The sequence below is a fragment of the Cytobacillus sp. T106 genome (assembly GCF_040492155.1).
Taxonomy (GTDB): Bacteria; Bacillota; Bacilli; order Bacillales; family Cytobacillaceae; genus Bacillus_AB; species Bacillus_AB infantis.
In genome coordinates this window covers 67,155-83,479 of sequence record NZ_JBEUMK010000009.1, presented here as the reverse complement: position 1 = coordinate 83,479, position 16,325 = coordinate 67,155, and the positions used below count along the sequence as shown (strand labels likewise).

The following is a 16,325-nucleotide window of genomic DNA, read 5'->3' as shown; positions in this document are numbered from 1 at the left end:
CAGGTGCTCCGTCTTTTTCTGTGCAGATGGCAATAAGGCACTCTAGCCGAAATAATCAACCGGGCATTCTGCCTCTACTTGCCGGGAGCCGGGAATCTTTGTGCCTTTTTCGGCAGGTCCCTGTATTTCATTCAGAAGCTGGGTGAGCTCTTCCCGGCGCTTGTCATCTATGCTGAACTCCAGCCCATATTGTGTGACAAGATCCGATTTTTCTTCTTTCCAGACAATATGCCCATCAAGGCTGAGTGTTTCTCCAAGAATCTTTGTTTGGATCTGAAAGAGAATATCCTGTCTGATCGGCAGTTTGATGTTGGTATACAATCTGGCGCCGCCGGGTCCGATATTTTCGATCAGCACTTCATTTTTGCCCATCTCGACCTGTTTATCTTTCAGCTTGAGGATGGTCAGGTCAGCACCGAGAGGGAGGGGAAGATCGATCCGGAAATACTTCCTTTGTTTTTTCAGCTTGTCCAAGCCTTTACCGCCGTTCGGCAGAATATACCCTTCTTTTAGAAAGTCCCTGAACACACTGCCGGAAACAGGCCGGGAAAAGAGAAAGCCCTGGATTTCATCGCAGCCCTTCTTTTTGAGAAAATCCAGCTGTTCAAATTCCTCGACACCCTCAGCGACTACCTTCATATTCAGACCATGGGCCATGTCGATCAGGCTGGAGGTGATGGTGGCGTCCTCCAGATTGGAGATGATATTTTTGGTAAAAGATTTGTCTATTTTTAGCGTATTGAACTTGAATTTCCTAAGGTGCGTAAGCGATGAAAAGCCTGTTCCAAAGTCATCGAGAGACAGTTTTATTTTTAGCTGCCCAAGCTTTTCAAGCTCCTGGAGGACCTGGTCCGAATAGTGGATCAGGCTGGATTCGGTCAGCTCCAATTCAAGCAGCTTGGGGGAAATTCCATGCTTTTGGCAAAGGTCCCCGATCATTTCGGCCAGATTATTTTTGTAAAAGCGCTGTCCTGACACATTGATGGAGATTGGCACAAGGGAGAGGCCGCCTTTCTGCCATTCCTCCATCTTGGCTATCACATTTTCAATTACCCAGTCGCCGATTTCAACGATCAGCCCTGACTCTTCCGCAACAGGAATGAATTCCATCGGGGATACAATCCCCCAGTCAGGATGGTTCCAGCGCAGCAGGGCTTCGGCGCCTGCCAGCTTATGGGTCCTTGGCTCGATCTTTGGCTGGAATTCCACGTAAAATTGGTCATCCTTCAAAGCATTCCGCATATCTCTTTCCAGGCAGTACTTTTTGAATGATTCAATATTCATGGATGCGTTGTAAACCTGATGGCTGCTTTTGCCCATCTGCTTGGCATGGTACAGGGCGGCATCGGCATTGCGCGCCAGTTCCTCCGGCGTGCTGCCATTATTGGGATACAGGCTGATCCCGATACTTGCCGTAATGAATAATTCGTAGCCTTCAATCTCGTATGGCTTCTGGATGGTGCCTGTAATTTCCGCTGCCAGTCTGCTTGCATCCTCAATGCTCTCAACGTTCGGCGCGATAATGGCAAATTCATCGCCGCCCATCCTGGAAGCAAAATCATCCTTCCGAATGGAGGCCTTTATCCTGTCCGCCGCCTCTTTCAGCACCTGATCGCCAATCGGATGGCCCAGGGTGTCATTGATATGCTTGAATCGGTCAAGATCCAGATACATGATCGCGAATTTTTCCGGATTTTTGTCCTCGAACAGGCCATTCAGGGTCTGGTCGAACAGGCGCCTGTTCGGCAGGCCTGTCATATAATCATGATAGGCGAGGAATTCCATTTGTGCCTCGGCCTGCTTTTGGGCTGTAATATCAGCCACAATGCCATCCAGGCGAATGAGCCGGCCATTTTCATCATAGATGGGGATGAGGTGGTCGCTTACCCATTTGAGCTTTCCATCCCTCGTGATGATTCTGTATTGCTGCTTGATAATATTTCCTTCTGATATTTTATTCTGATTGTTCATCACTTCCCGCATATCATCCGGATGAATAGATCTATTCCATATACGGGGATCTCTATACAGTTCTTTTTTGGTATACCCATAGATAGCAAGGATCGCATCAGAACAGATCAGAACCTTTTTGCCAGCGGGGTCGAGCGACCATACACCCACATCTGAATTATTATAAAAGCTCTTAAATTGCTCTGTGTTCTCAGCCAGTCTGTCCTCTATTTCCCGCTGTTCCGTAACATCGCGCGAAATGCCGACCGCCCGTTCAGGATTGCCGTCACCATCGAGGATCAAGGTGGACTGATGATGGAGCCGGCGTACTTGGCCGTCCTTCCGGATGATCCGGTATTCCAGATTTGCCGGGGGCTTTTCCTCCAGGGATGCATGGTAATTTTTCAGAAACGGTGCAAGGTCCTCCGGGTGGATAAAGTCTTTATAATAATCAAAAGAAGGAATGAATTCATCTTTTGATACTCCGAACATTTCATACATATGCTCAGACCAGTAGGCGGAGTCTTCCTTGAAATAGTAGTCCCAATATCCGAAGTCAGCCGTCTTCTGGGCGAGATTGAGCCTTTCCTCCGCTTTCTGCAGCTTGCGCTCCTTTTCAGCCAGTTCGGTGATATCCTTGGCAATCCCGAATACGCCGGTTATCTGATTATCTGTAATGATAGGAATATTTGTGATATTTGCATCAAACTTTTCCCCGGATCTGTTGATGCCGGTCATATTGTAGTTTTGCGGTTTTCCTTTTGCGGCCAGTTTAAACATGCGCAGCACAAGGCTCATAGATTCTGGGGCAACAAATTGCCTGAAAGATATTCCATGCCTGTCGGGATCATAATCGAACAAACGGACGAGGGATTCGTTAAAGGCTGTCACATCTCCGTTTAGATCCAGTGAATATACGGCATCCGGATGGTTGTCAAAAAGAGATCTGTACATCTGTTCACTTATGCTGAGCTGTTGCTTTAAGTTTTCCTCGGCTGTAATATCCTTTGAGATCCCAATGATCCCGATGGTTTGGTTTTCCTGGATAATCGGGATGGCGACACTGTTTAACAGAATCAGCCCGCCGTCTCTGCGGTTGATCCGGAAAATATGTGTTTGGGTAGAACCCTGCAATACTGCCTGGAAGCTTGTCTCTGCCTTGGGGAGGTCTTCCTTGCAGACAAAGGGAAAAAATCCCCTCTTTTGAATTTCTTCTGCACTAAATCCTGTGGCCTTAACGGCCGCCTCATTTACTTTAAGGATTTGGCCTTCTTTATCCAGTATGTAAGCCAGGTCTGATGTGTTCAGGAATAAGCTTTCATAGATATGTATATTTTCAACCAGTGGGGCACCTGGTTCTTGAATAGTTGTTTTCAATTTTTGATTTTCTATTTTTTTCAATGATTTCTTCACCTTTCTAGTAATCTGGCAAGGTGTCATGCTAAAAAAATAGCAAGCAGCCCGGCTGCCATAGCAAAAGCCTTAGGCCCGCAGCTTTGCGTCTTTTACTTTCATAAAATTTGCCACTTATATAGTAACATATCCCTAATGTGGAAATCCTGGCAATTATTTTGGTAATATATAACTGATAACATGATTAGGCATTCTCAAACCGCTTCTATAACGGTAAAATAACCTTAGGTGATTAATAATGAAGAATAAATATCTGCTCATATACGAAGAACTGGCATCAAAGATACAGGATGGATATTATCCCGCAAGAAGCATTCTGCCGTCTGAAAATGAATTGACGGAGATGTTTGAGACATCGAGGGAAACGATTCGGAAGGCGCTGAATCTGCTGGCGCAGAACGGGTTCATCCAGAAGATACGGGGGAAGGGCTCGATTGTGCTTGATCTCAAGAAGCTGCAGTTCCCGATTTCCGGCCTGGTCAGCTTTAAGGAGCTGGCAGGAAAGATGGGCCAGAAGGCGGAAACCGATGTCGCGGAGTTTGCGCTTGCGTTCCCGGATGATGATTTGATGAGGCAGCTGCATATCAGGGAAGAGGAAAAGATATGGAAGGTATGCCGTGTGCGGAAAATCGAGGGCGAGCGGATTATCCTCGATAAAGATTTCCTGGTAGAAAAATTGGTTCCCGGCCTGACAGAAGAGATTTGCCGCAATTCAATATTTGAATATATCGAGAACACGCTGAACCAGAAAATCAGTTTTGCGAAAAAGGAATTCACTGTCGAGGAGCCGACAGAGGAAGACCGGAGGATGCTGGACCTGGAAGGATACCATTCCGTCGTCGTCGTGAAAAATTATATCTATTTTGATGATGCATCCCTTTTCCAATATACTGAATCACGCCACCGGCCGGACAAGTTCCGATTTGTCGATTTTGCCAGGCGGATGGACATGCCTTCAGGCTGACAGGATGTGCTGGATCGGGCTTGAAAAAATAAGAAAATGGGTAAAAACTAACAGATTAAAGTCTGTTAGTTTTTTTGTTGTGAAAAATCCTTGAGAAGGGGTAATAGCATGAACATATATAATCTGATTGGCATCGGCATTGGTCCCTATAATTTAAGCCTGGCGGTTATGCTGGAGAAGGTCCCTGGACTGACGGGGCTCTTTTTTGACAAAACACCGGAATTCTCCTGGCATCCCGGCATGCTGATTGAAGGCTCGGAGATGCAGGTGCCGTTTCTGGATGATCTGGTCACACTGGCTGATCCGACAAGCCCATACACGTATTTAAATTATCTGCACGAGCATGACCGGCTGACCCAGTTTTCCTATTTTCACCGGCTGGAGATCCCGAGGAAGGAATATAATCATTACTGCCAATGGGCAGCTTCAAACCTGGACAATTGCAGGTTCGGCATGGAAGTGGCCGATGTGCGGGACAGGGAGGAGAATGGAGAGCGCTTTTTTGAGGTGACAGTGCTGAATATGGACAATGGGCAGGAAGAGACTTATTTTGCCTATAATCTGATTCTCGGCACAGGGAATGAACCATTGGTGCCGGGCCATATGAAGGAATTCCTGGGGGAGGATTGCATCCACTCCAGCCGCTATCTGCAGTACAAGGACAAGCTGGTTGAGGGCGGGTCCATCAGTGTCATCGGTTCAGGGCAGAGTGCCGCGGAAATCTTTTATGATCTTCTGCAATGCCAGAAAACGCATGATTTTCAGCTCAACTGGCTGGCCCGCTCTGCCGGATTCCTGCAGCTGGAAAGCACAAAGCTCGGCCAGGAGTTTTTTTCACCGGAATACGTGAATTATTTTCACAGCCTGCCATATGAGGAACGGATCCAGTCACTGGATACATTGAACGGCCTCCGCAATGGCATTGAGCCGGGGCTGCTGGACCTTATCTACAAAGAGCTTTATCACCAGACAATCGGCGGAGAGTCCAGCCTAGCGAGGATTCAGCCGCACGCGGAGCTTCAGGGGATGGAACGCACATCATCCGGCTTCTGGCTGCAGCTCCAGCAGAAGCAGTCAGAAACACCTTTCAAGCTGGATTCTGACAAGGTGGTCCTGGCGACAGGATATCGGCCGCATCTGCCTGACTGGCTGCTCAGCCGCTATGGGGACGAAATCATCTGGGAGGGAGAGCGCGAATTCAAAGTGTCTCTCTCATATGAAATCCTTTTTAAAAAGAAGCGCACAAACAGGATCTTCACCCTGACCAATATTGAGCATTCCCACGGGGCCGCTGCCACCCATCTCGGCTTGTCAGTCGACAGGAACAGGCGGATCATCAACACCCTTGCTGAAAAAGAAATCTATAAAAGCAACAAGAAAAACGTCTTTCACCGCTTTGTCCCGCGGGAAGAAGAAGTTGTACTGTAAAACAAGGTTTTATCACTGCCCAGGGAGGGAAATCTCATTAATGTGATCAAATTTAAAGGAGATGACCAAATTGGCTAAAATCGCATGCTTAATTACCGAAATGTTTGAAGACGTAGAGTATACAGATCCTGCGAAAGCTTTCAAAGAAGCTGGACATGAAATTACGGCAATCGAGAAGGAAGCAGGCAAATCTGTCAAAGGCAAGCAGGGAGAAGCAACCGTGCAGATTGATAAAGGGATCGATGATGTAAAACCTTCCGACTTTGATGCACTATTCCTGCCAGGCGGATTTTCTCCTGACCAGCTTCGTGCCGATGACCGTTTTGTCCAGTTTGCAAAATCCTTCATGGACGACATGAAGCCGGTATTGGCAATCTGCCACGGACCGCAGCTGCTCATCACAGCAAAAACGCTTGATGGAAGAGATGCGACAGGCTTTAAATCCATCCGCGTCGACATGGAAAACGCCGGCGTCAACTTCAAGGACCAGGAAGTTGTCGTATGCCAGAACCAGCTGGTAACAAGCCGTAACCCGGATGACATCCCGGCGTTCATTAAAGAGTCATTGAATGTACTTTCAAAATAAAATGGAGCAGGAGCGGGGGCGCTTGGTTGAGCGTGACCCGCTCTTTTTTTGCGCTTGGATTTAGGTATTTTTGTAAAGTGGAAAAATTATTGCTGTTTTTGGGGTGAATCCTGCTTAAAGTGGGGTGAAAAGACCGCAATCCAGGGAGAAAAAATCAGATTTTGGCATGAATAATTTAAAATGTAGAGACAGTGGCTTTTTTCCCAGCTGAAAATCCCGATTAAACACACTCAAAATAGAAGGGGGCGGGGCGGTTACATCAGTGGTGACCGTTCTTTTTTTGATGATGGTTGGGGATTTTTGTAAGAAGGAAAAATTATGGCTGTTTTTGGGGTGAATCCTGCTTAAAGTGGGGTGAAAAAACCGCAATCCGGGGAGAAAAAATCAAATTCTAGGCAGAATAATCCTAAATCCAGGGAGAATGGCCATTTCCTGTTTTGTGGCACACCCAGCCCTCCAAACATATAGTGGTAAAAGGCATTAGGCGCCATTCCTTTGAAATTCTTCCTTTGTCGCGATAAGATAGAGAAAGGGACTTTTTTGCTATCTGAACCATATACAGTTTTACATAAATGAGCGGGGAAGGCAGGTAAAATGATGATTGTATTGAAATCAGCGCGTGAAATTGAAGCGATGAAAAAAGCGGGCGAAATTCTCGCCTCGTGCCATAAAGAGATTGCGAAAAGAATCAAGCCGGGTGTGACCACTTGGGAAATCGATGAGTTTGTGGAGGGATTCCTCAAGGAACATGATGCGACTCCGGAGCAGAAAGGCTATAAAGGCTATAAATATGCGACCTGTGCCAGCATCAATGATGAAATCTGCCACGGTTTTCCGCGCAGGGAAGAATTGAAGGACGGCGATATCGTCACGATTGATATGGTTGTCAGATATAACGGGGCGCTCGCAGATTCTGCCTGGACCTATGCGGTCGGCAATCTGTCCGAGAAGCACCGCAAGCTGCTGGAGGTCACAAAGGAAGCCCTCTATAAAGGGATCGAGCAGGCTGTGCCTGGCAAGCGGATCGGGGATATCGGCCACGCCATCCAGACCTATGTCGAGGGTGAGGGCTTCTCTGTTGTCCGCAATTTCATCGGGCACGGAATCGGCAATGTGATTCATGAAAAGCCGGATGTACCGCACTTTGGCCTTGCTGGAAAAGGGCCGCGCATCAAGGAAGGGATGGTTTTCACAATCGAGCCGATGGTCAATGTCGGTGTATATGACACGAAGATGGACAATAACGGCTGGACAGCGAGGACGGCAGACGGCAAATTCTCTGCGCAGTATGAGCATACCATTGCCGTTACGAAGGAAGGCACGTTGATTTTGACAGATCAGGAATAAATGGAAGGAAGGCTCTCAGGCCTTCTTTTTTTTTGATAAATATATTACATGGGGCTATTATTTTTACATTTTGATTCGGTTCAATCCCCGCCTTTTGGGGCCAGCGAGTCGTGGCCGCTTCAGAAAAGGCAGCCTTTTCTCCCATAACTTCTGCCTGCCACTATAAATAGTTTGCAGACATAGGTTTTTGGATAAGCCATCTCTTAATTTTTGAATAGACTGAATGAGAAAACCGAGTTATATAGATGAAAAACATAAAGAAGCAGATTTAAATATACCTCGGTTTTCTTGATGATCACCATGAATGGATGGAGATTTATTGCAAGATTAATAGCTCCCAATGAATAAAAAAATTCTGAAAGGAGCTAAAAAAGGCGGGGATATATTGACATTTTTCTTAACGGGACCTATCGAAAATAATCCAGTTGGAGGTAGCCGTCCCACAAGGCAGGTAACAGTTAAGGTTGCAAATAGAAGTATTGCTCTTAGCGGCAATATTAAGATCGAAGGCTATAATCTGACTGGAAGCCGCAGTTTGTATGTATTGGAGCAATTTTCACTGGCTCCAAATTCAGTGGTCACAAAAAATTACTTTGCAGATTTAAACGCTTTTGAGTACACCTTTGAGACAGGCGGGGCTGCTGAAGAGGCAATAGAAGTGTCTGTATGGGGAAAAGATGCCAATGGACAGCTTGTAGCAGCCCACCGATTAGTTTCAGACGAGCTATTAGGTGAAGGTAATGGGGAGCAGGGCCCTCAGGGTCCTCAGGGAGCAACCGGAGCCCAAGGCCCGCAAGGAAATACAGGAGCAACCGGAGCCCAGGGCCCGCAAGGAAATACAGGAGCAACCGGAGCGCAAGGGCCGCAAGGAAATACAGGAGCAACCGGAGCCCAGGGCCCGCAAGGAAATACAGGAGCAACCGGAGCCCAGGGCCCGCAAGGATCAACGGGAGCGCAAGGACCGCAAGGAAATACAGGAGCAACCGGAGCCCAAGGGCCGCAAGGAAATACAGGAGCAACCGGAGCCCAAGGGCCGCAAGGAAATACAGGAGCAACCGGAGCGCAAGGCCCGCAAGGAGACACAGGAGCAACCGGAGCCCAGGGCCCGCAGGGAGAAACAGGAGCAACCGGAGCGCAAGGGCCGCAAGGAAATACAGGAGCCACCGGAGCCCAAGGGCCGCAAGGAAATACAGGGGCAACCGGAGCGCAAGGCCCGCAAGGAGAAACCGGAGCAACCGGAGCGCAAGGCCCGCAAGGAGAAACCGGAGCAACCGGAGCCCAAGGGCCGCAGGGAGAAACCGGAGCAACCGGAGCCCAAGGGCCGCAGGGAGAAACAGGAGCCACCGGAGCGCAAGGGCCACAGGGAGAAACCGGAGCAACCGGAGCCCAAGGGCCGCAGGGAGAAACCGGAGCAACCGGAGCGCAAGGGCCGCAGGGAGAAACAGGAGCCACCGGAGCGCAAGGGCCGCAAGGAGAGACCGGAGCAACCGGAGCCCAAGGGCCACAGGGAGAAACCGGAGCAACCGGAGCCCAAGGGCCACAGGGAGAAACCGGAGCAACCGGAGCCCAAGGGCCACAGGGAGAAACCGGAGCCACCGGAGCCCAAGGGCCACAGGGAGAAACCGGAGCCACCGGTGCCCAAGGGCCGCAGGGAGAAACCGGAGCCACCGGAGCGCAAGGCCCTCAAGGTCCTCAAGGTCCGCAGGGAGAAACAGGAGTATTTGACCCGGCCGCAACCATTGTGAATGTCGGACCTAATGTAAATTCTCAATTTAATGAATTAAGGACTGCCGCAAGAACATCAATTGTAGAGCTTGTATCAGTATACGGCCTATCTGATTTAAGGGATGTCACTACTGTTACCGGGAGCGGTACGGTAGGAACTAATAATACAGAGTTTATATTAAGCACAACTGCTAATGGGACAGATTCTGCTGTGCTGGAAACGGCTGAAAGAGGCAGATATCAGCCTGGTTTTAGTGGGGAAAGCGGGATTGGTGTACGTCTTCCAAGCCCTCCGACTGGTTCCCAGGTTGTCAGATGGGGACTATTTGACGATGAAAACGGAGCGTTTTTTGGACAGGATGCAACGGGTATTTTTATTGGAATCAGGAGAGCAGGAACAGATATAGACATCATTCCTCAAGCTTCATGGAATGTGGATCCTCTCGACGGAACGGGTCCAAGCGGGGCTACACTTGATCTTTCTGAAGGTAATATATTCCAAATTGATTTTACCTGGTATGGGTATGGAGTGATCTCCTTTTCCGTAGTTATACCAAATCCACTCACCCTTGCCCAGGAAGTTATTACTGTTAATAGGTACTCGCCGACGGGCCAAACAAGCTTTACAGATCCTAATCTGCCAGTAAGAGCAGAGGTGGAAAATAACGGCACTGCAAGTCCACTCAGCTTATTTGTGGGAGGAAGGCAGTACTCAATTATCGGTGAATATGATCCTGTTTTCCGTATTACCTCGGAAAGAAGGCAGGTAACAGCTACCACAACTTTAACCCCTGTAATCTCATTCCAGAGAAAAGCGATATTCCCGGCTGGCTCAGGGAGGCCGAACTCTGTGAGTGTAAAATTGGAAGGGGTAGATCTGCTGCCAACCACAGATATCTACTTCCAAATTCTTCTGGACCCAGTTATAAACGGAACATTTGTTGACTTCCCTACAGCTACAACAAATATACCTTCCAATGAAACGGCACTGCTTGTAAACACAACATCAACAACATTGACAGGGGGCCAGGTCGTCTTTCAGGGATTAGCTGCATCAGGTGCACCGGGGAACAACCGGGTATTGGTTTCAGCTGAACTGTTAGACTTCGAACTTCCTGATGACAGCATCGTAACTCTAGCAATAGCGACGTTTACAGGCACAAGCTCAGTGATATCCGCCTTTAGGGTGACGGAAGAGTGGTAACAGTAGAAAATTCAGGGAGGGAATATTTTGTCAGATATCATAATTTCAAATATTGGCCCCAATGTTAATTCTCAGTTCAACGAGCTCCGGGTTGCGAGTAAATTTCCCGTTGTAGAATTAACTTCAGTTTACGGCCTGTCAGATTTGAGGGATGTGGTCACAACTGCCGGCGGCGGTACAGTTACAAATGATGGTACCGAATATCTCATCAGTACAGGAGTTGGAGGAACGGACACCGCAATTCTTGAAAGTGCACTGAGAGGACGGTATCAGCCAGGGTACGCAGGTGAAGCAGGAGTCGGTGTACGGCTGCCCGTGAACCCGACAGGCACTCAAGTGGCAAGATGGGGATTGTTTGACAGTGAAAATGGTGCTTTTTTCGGTACAACAAGCAGTACAATATTTGCTGCAATCCGCAGAGGCGGTGTTGATACAGTCATACCGCAGGCTTCATGGAATGTGGATCCGTTGGATGGCAGTGGACCCAGCGGTGCCACATTGAGTTTAAGTGAAGGTAACATCTATCAAATCGTTTTTACGTGGTATGGCTACGGTGTAGTCGAATTTAGAGTTGTTATTCCAAATCCATTAACACTTGCCCAGGAAGTCGTCACTGTCCATAGATATGTGCCAAGCGGACAAACAAGCTTCATTGACCCGAACCTTCCCTTGAGAGGTGAAGTAGATAATGCGGGTACAGCCAGCAGTCTCACCTTATTCATGGGTGGACGGCAGTATACAATTATAGGAAAGTTCAATCCAGTATTTCGGATTACCTCAGAGGTAAGGTCTGTATCAGGAGTCGGGGCAACACTTAGGCCTGTTATCTCTTTTAGAAGAAAAGCAGAGTTCCCGGCAGGTTCCGGAAGGCCAAACTCGGTAAATGTACTTCTTCAAGGAGTAAATATAGTATCCTCTCTTGATATTGCATTCCAGGTGCTGGTAGGGGGAACTGTCGATGGGACATTCGTTAATTTTCCGACAGCCACTACCAATATTCCTGATGATGAAACCAGTTTATTGGTAAATAATAACTCCACTACCTTTACTGGAGGGGAAGTAGTCTATCAGGGAGTGAGTTCAGGAGGAAGCAGTATCAGCCGGGTAACAGCTCAGGCAGAACTGCTTGACTTTCAACTGCCCGATGATGAAATTGTAACATTGGCTGTAGCTAACCTTGAAGGAGGTACTGCAACCGTTAATGCTACGTTCCTGGTTTTAGAAAGCTGGTAAAAGAGATTACAGACTGTTCCAATGCGATTGGGACAGTCTATACATAAGGACCTCTTGGGTAATCGGGTTAGTGTCAAAAGAGATTTATCACGCAGCCGCATTAGCCCGTCTTTATTTACCTCGTTTATACGTCGATCTCTGCTTATTCTCAAGAAAAGCCCCGTGAATGCTCACAGGGCCTTTTTCCTTCCGATATACAGGGTATCGCCTGCCGACAATCCATACTTCCTTGCTTCCCCAAGGCCGTGATGCTCAGCAAAATCATACTGTTCCACTATAAAGCCTGCAGCTTCAAGTCTGCCCGTAAAATCTTCCTTGCTGTAGAGTCTGACATGGTCACTCTGGCCAAAATACCTCAGCTTATCAGCGGGAGAGGTGATCAAGGGATTCTCAAGGCTTTTCTTCAGATTCAGGCTGATGGGTACCTGCAGAATGCTCCAGCCGCCGGGCTTCAGCACCCGGTAAATCTCGTCCATGGCAGCTTGATCTTCAAGTATATGCTCCAGCACATGGCTGCACAGAATCACATCGAAGCTGCCCTCAGGATAAGGAATGGCCCGAATGTCCATCTGTATGGTTTCTGCATCCGCGGGCATCAGATCCCCCGCCAGATAGTCAACTGTTGAAACTTTGCTGATCCATCGCCGTAAATTCGTTTCAGGGGCGATATGCAGCAGCTTCTGCTTTTTTTCCAGCAGATCTGTTTCCCTTTCGATGTAAAGCCTGTAGAGCCGCTCACGGTCAAGGGAGTGGCAATGAGGGCAGATGGCGGTTTCTTTGTTCCACATTTCATAGATATGGCTGGGAAAGTCGTATATATCCGGCCACGGGAAAAATGAGTCAAAGCTTTGATTGCAAAAAGGGCAATGATATGGTGTTTGAGTGTCTGTCATTGTGCATCCTTTCCATTCTTAATGATCCATATTGGAACGCGCGCGCAGTGTAGTATATAAATATGGAAAAGTGAATGGAAGGTTACTATTATGAGGCTTATCCCCATAAAACAGTCAAACTATCCACAAAAGTGTATATCTTTCTGAAAAATCACACTTATCCACAGGGTCATCTTTATTGGAAAATGTCTTATCCACAGAAAAAGCCCGGCATATGCCGGGCAATCAGTTTCCGAATTCTTTTTTCATCAGTTCAATATTGCCGTCATGGAAGTCTTTCATGATGCGGGGATACTTATATTCCTCAAACAGTACATAGCTTTCGGCTGCATTCCCTTCAGCCACATATTCCTTCAGTTTTGCAAGATAACCGGCAGAGGAGTGGATGCGGGATGAAATCTCCTCATTGCTGTAGGCCGGCAGTCCGTGCCCGGTCATCATGAGCCGGAAGCTGTGGTCTGCGAGGCTGTCCGCGAATTTTTCCAAAGTGAGCAGATAATCGGTGCTGGAAAAATAAACATAAGGGAATTCTGTATCACAGAGATAGTCTCCTGCGATCAGCAGGTCCAGGGACGGGATGATGCAGGCAATCCCGCAGTCAGTATGGCCGGGCGTCAGGAAAAATTTAAGCTCTGTCCCGCCGACAGCCAGTGCCTGCCCGTCCTGTGAAATGACGATGTCAGCTCCCGGATAGGAAGGTGCATAGTCCCGGTCGATATAATAGGAATCATCAAATGAGAGGATCTGATCCAGTATTTTTGCCTTCTCCTGGCCGTCTTTTTCATTGAGTGCTTTGCTGCCGATGATGCTTGCATCAGGGAAAGCACCGTGGCCGATAATATGATCATAGTCGGAATGGGTGTACAGGACAAAAATCGGCAGGCTCCCGGCTGCGCGGTATGCATAGGAGCGGATTTCTTCAATCTCACGGGGAAGCCAGCATGGGTCGATGACGAGAACCAGATCCTCTGTTTGAATGACGGCAGAATTGGTCTTAAACAGGCTGCTCTGAAAAATCGCTGTGTTTTGGTCTTTATGGATGAGCATGGGAATCCTCCTTTGATGGTAATAAAACAAAAGCAGACCCTATAGGCCTGCTGCTTTTCTTACATTTTTCTCAAGTTGCCGAGCTCTTCTACGAGCGCCTGCATTTCGTTGGGGCTGAATGAGTCTTTTTTCATGACAAGATCGTAGATTTCCTTCAGCTCTGTGTACATTTCCTCGTCAAAATGGGACGGCTTGATGGCACCGAGGTTCAGGACCTTCAGCTTTTCCTTGATCTGTTCAATCATATATTCTACATTTTCCGTAGATTTTTCCGATAGGTTCATGGGGGAGTCATCCTCTCATAACGATATCAACAGGATTTGCCTGTCTTCTTTACTCTTCATCTTTCCATGATAAGAGCGGAATGTCAATCAAATTATAGAGCGGCCTTCCTGCTTATAGTTGCATGAAAGCAGTGAAATAGAAGAAAATGTAGCTAAGGGGGAATGTGATTGTGATTCGCGTTTTGTTTGTGTGCCTCGGCAATATCTGCCGCTCGCCGATGGCAGAAGCCCTGTTCAGGGACCAGGTCAAAAAGGAAGGGCTTGAGCATGCTATTGAGGCTGATTCTGCGGGGACAGGTGACTGGCATATCGGCAAGCCGCCCCATGAAGGAACCAGGAAAATCCTTGAGAAATACAAGGTGGATGCTGCAGGATTGGCCGCACGGCAGATTAAAGCAGCCGACCTGGATGAATTCCAGTGGATCGTGGCGATGGACAGCCAAAACCAGGCAGATATTCTGAGCCTTAAAAAAGGCAATCCTGATGCCAGGGTAGTCAGGCTCCTCGACTACAGCGACCGCAGGGATAAAGACGTGCCGGACCCATACTATACCGGCAACTTCGAGGAAGTCTACAGCCTTCTGAAGGAGAGCTGCGAAAGGCTCCTGAAAGAAATAAGCATAAATCATCATTTATAAAGTAAAAATGGAAAGAGGGATAAGCATGGGGAAAACGAAATTACTGCAGGGAATGCTGCTTGGTGCGATTGCAGGCGGTGCATTGTCATTATTTGATAAAGAAACACGCCGGGCCGTACTGGAGACAAGCCGCAAAACAGCGGGAAGTGCAGCCTATTACATAAAAAATCCTTCAAAAGCAGCCGAGTCGGTCAAACAGACGGCCAGCTCGATCCGCACGACCATTGAACAGGTAACGGAAGATGTTGCGTTTATCACGGAAAAAGTCGAGGAGTTGAGGGAAGTGACTCCCCAGGTGGTGGATATTGTCCAGGAAACACGCTCCGCTTTTTCAAAAGAAAGCAAGAAAGCTCCTTTAGCCGAGGATGAGCCATTAAAGAAGACTTCAGCTATCAGTACAGAAGAAGAATGAGCAGAGGAGGGGCTGCAATGAGGCCGGGAATTCCGTATGTATGGAAAAAAATCCACGAAGACGATATCTTTGGCCTCGCAGCCCAGCTGGCCTATTTTTTTCTGCTCTCCCTTTTTCCGCTCCTCATCTTCCTCGTCACCCTCATCACCTATCTGCCCGTCAGCCAGGTGGATATCCTCGGCTTCATCAGGGATTATGCGCCAGGCGATACGATGGCGCTGATTGAGTCGAACCTTAACCAGATCGCAGACCGGAGCGGAACGCTTCTGTCTGTTGGGATCATCGGGACTATCTGGTCGGCATCCAATGGAATTCATGCAATTGTTAAAGCCTTCAATCTGGCTTATGAGGTCAAAGAAAGCCGTCCGCTGATCGTGGCGCGCGGCATGGCGATTTTATTGACGTTCGCCATGATATTTGTATTTGTCGTGGCCCTTCTGCTGCCGGTGTTCGGGAAGCAGATCGGCGTTTTCCTGTTTTCCGCTTTTGATTTGTCATCCGAATTCCTCTCAGCCTGGAACGCCCTGCGCTGGCTTGTCAGTATCGTCATCCTGTTCATTGTTTTTCTTGTGCTCTACTGGATTGCCCCCAATGTGAAAATGAAATGCATCAGCGCGCTGCCCGGCGCCATTTTTGCCACCGCCGGCTGGATACTTGCTTCACTCGCATTTTCTTATTATGTTGGCAATTTTGCCAATTACACCGCCGCTTACGGAAGCATCGGCGCCATCATCGTCCTGATGGTCTGGTTCTACCTGACCGGCGTCATCATCATCCTTGGCGGCGAGGTCAACGCCTATGTCAGCAAGCGGAAGAATGGGGATTGCTAGGATACACCCCCTGATATTGCCTTCTTAGAAAGCAGGAGTGATGTTCACACTATTAAAGGGGAACACACCACCATCATCAGGAGGGGAAGCACATGGGAAAAGGCAAAACCAAGCAAAAAGGCAAAGACAGCCCGAAGCATAAAACATCGGGATCTGCTAATAAATCGAATGGTTATCATTAATAGTGAGGACGCCCTTTGGGGGGCGTTCTTTTTTTGGGTTTGGCGGGGGATTAGTGAAGCTGCCGAGGCGGTGGTCGAGCGGGAGTTGCTAATAAAACGGGAGAGTTGCTAATAAAACGGGAAAGTTGCTAATAAAAATGAAAAGTTGCTAATAAAACCCAAAAGTTGCTAATAACCCAAATATCCACA

Annotated in this window: 13 protein-coding genes, 1 pseudogene and 1 riboswitch; of the genes and pseudogenes, 10 read left to right on the top strand and 4 right to left on the bottom strand. The window is 48.1% G+C overall.

Annotated features, from left to right (window positions below; all coding sequences use genetic code 11):
• Positions 1 to 42: 42 nt before the first annotated feature.
• Entirely contained in the window at positions 43 to 3,351 is a 3,309-nt protein-coding gene (locus ABU165_RS16290) for an EAL domain-containing protein (protein WP_318060476.1), read from the bottom strand.
• Positions 3,352 to 3,402: 51 nt separating this feature from the next.
• Positions 3,403 to 3,485: riboswitch (cyclic di-GMP riboswitch) on the bottom strand.
• 116 nt (positions 3,486 to 3,601) lie between these two features.
• On the opposite strand from ABU165_RS16290, the gene treR reads away from it, so the two are divergent.
• The 7 genes and pseudogenes from treR to ABU165_RS16255 all read left to right on the top strand — a co-directional run bounded on the left by treR (position 3,602) and on the right by ABU165_RS16255 (position 11,850).
• Complete coding sequence (gene treR / locus ABU165_RS16285) at positions 3,602 to 4,327, top strand: trehalose operon repressor (RefSeq protein ID WP_318060475.1); 726 nt, start codon at positions 3,602 to 3,604, stop codon at positions 4,325 to 4,327.
• A gap of 108 nt (positions 4,328 to 4,435) precedes the next feature.
• Positions 4,436 to 5,755 (top strand): lysine N(6)-hydroxylase/L-ornithine N(5)-oxygenase family protein, encoded by a 1,320-nt coding sequence (locus tag ABU165_RS16280; protein WP_318060474.1) that lies wholly within the window; start codon positions 4,436 to 4,438, stop codon positions 5,753 to 5,755.
• A 61-nt stretch (positions 5,756 to 5,816) separates the two neighbouring features.
• The gene (locus ABU165_RS16275) at positions 5,817 to 6,341 is read left to right on the top strand and encodes a type 1 glutamine amidotransferase domain-containing protein (RefSeq protein WP_318060473.1); all 525 of its coding nucleotides are present in this window, start codon (positions 5,817 to 5,819) and stop codon (positions 6,339 to 6,341) included.
• Between the two features lie 597 nt (positions 6,342 to 6,938).
• Positions 6,939 to 7,688, top strand: a complete 750-nt coding sequence (map, locus tag ABU165_RS16270) for a type I methionyl aminopeptidase (RefSeq protein ID WP_009792130.1) — start codon at positions 6,939 to 6,941, stop codon at positions 7,686 to 7,688.
• A 742-nt stretch (positions 7,689 to 8,430) separates the two neighbouring features.
• Positions 8,431 to 9,406 (top strand): annotated as a pseudogene (locus ABU165_RS16265) (collagen-like protein); the annotation flags it as partial.
• Between the two features lie 23 nt (positions 9,407 to 9,429).
• Positions 9,430 to 10,617, top strand: a complete 1,188-nt coding sequence (locus tag ABU165_RS16260; protein WP_318060548.1) for a hypothetical protein — start codon at positions 9,430 to 9,432, stop codon at positions 10,615 to 10,617.
• Positions 10,618 to 10,644: 27 nt separating this feature from the next.
• Positions 10,645 to 11,850, top strand: coding sequence for a hypothetical protein (locus ABU165_RS16255; RefSeq protein ID WP_129613714.1), 1,206 nt, complete (start codon positions 10,645 to 10,647; stop codon positions 11,848 to 11,850).
• Between the two features lie 170 nt (positions 11,851 to 12,020).
• On the opposite strand, the gene ABU165_RS16250 is transcribed toward ABU165_RS16255, so the two are convergent.
• From ABU165_RS16250 to ABU165_RS16240, 3 genes are all read right to left on the bottom strand, one after another.
• Entirely contained in the window at positions 12,021 to 12,743 is a 723-nt protein-coding gene (locus ABU165_RS16250) for a class I SAM-dependent methyltransferase (RefSeq protein WP_318060472.1), read from the bottom strand.
• 225 nt (positions 12,744 to 12,968) lie between these two features.
• Positions 12,969 to 13,790: an MBL fold metallo-hydrolase gene (locus ABU165_RS16245; RefSeq protein WP_101551221.1), complete on the bottom strand. Its 822-nt coding sequence runs from the start codon at positions 13,788 to 13,790 to the stop codon at positions 12,969 to 12,971.
• Positions 13,791 to 13,849: 59 nt separating this feature from the next.
• Positions 13,850 to 14,074, bottom strand: coding sequence for a DUF1128 domain-containing protein (locus ABU165_RS16240; protein ID WP_094769334.1), 225 nt, complete (start codon positions 14,072 to 14,074; stop codon positions 13,850 to 13,852).
• A 170-nt stretch (positions 14,075 to 14,244) separates the two neighbouring features.
• Between ABU165_RS16240 and ABU165_RS16235 the strand changes: the two genes are divergently transcribed.
• From ABU165_RS16235 to ABU165_RS16225, 3 genes are read left to right on the top strand one after another with little or no spacing between them, the layout of a single operon-like run.
• Entirely contained in the window at positions 14,245 to 14,712 is a 468-nt protein-coding gene (locus ABU165_RS16235) for a low molecular weight protein-tyrosine-phosphatase (protein WP_224950995.1), read from the top strand.
• 25 nt (positions 14,713 to 14,737) lie between these two features.
• Entirely contained in the window at positions 14,738 to 15,124 is a 387-nt protein-coding gene (locus ABU165_RS16230; protein WP_022543382.1) for a YtxH domain-containing protein, read from the top strand.
• A gap of 17 nt (positions 15,125 to 15,141) precedes the next feature.
• Complete coding sequence (locus tag ABU165_RS16225; protein ID WP_022543383.1) at positions 15,142 to 15,954, top strand: YihY/virulence factor BrkB family protein; 813 nt, start codon at positions 15,142 to 15,144, stop codon at positions 15,952 to 15,954.
• Positions 15,955 to 16,325 lie beyond the last annotated feature (371 nt).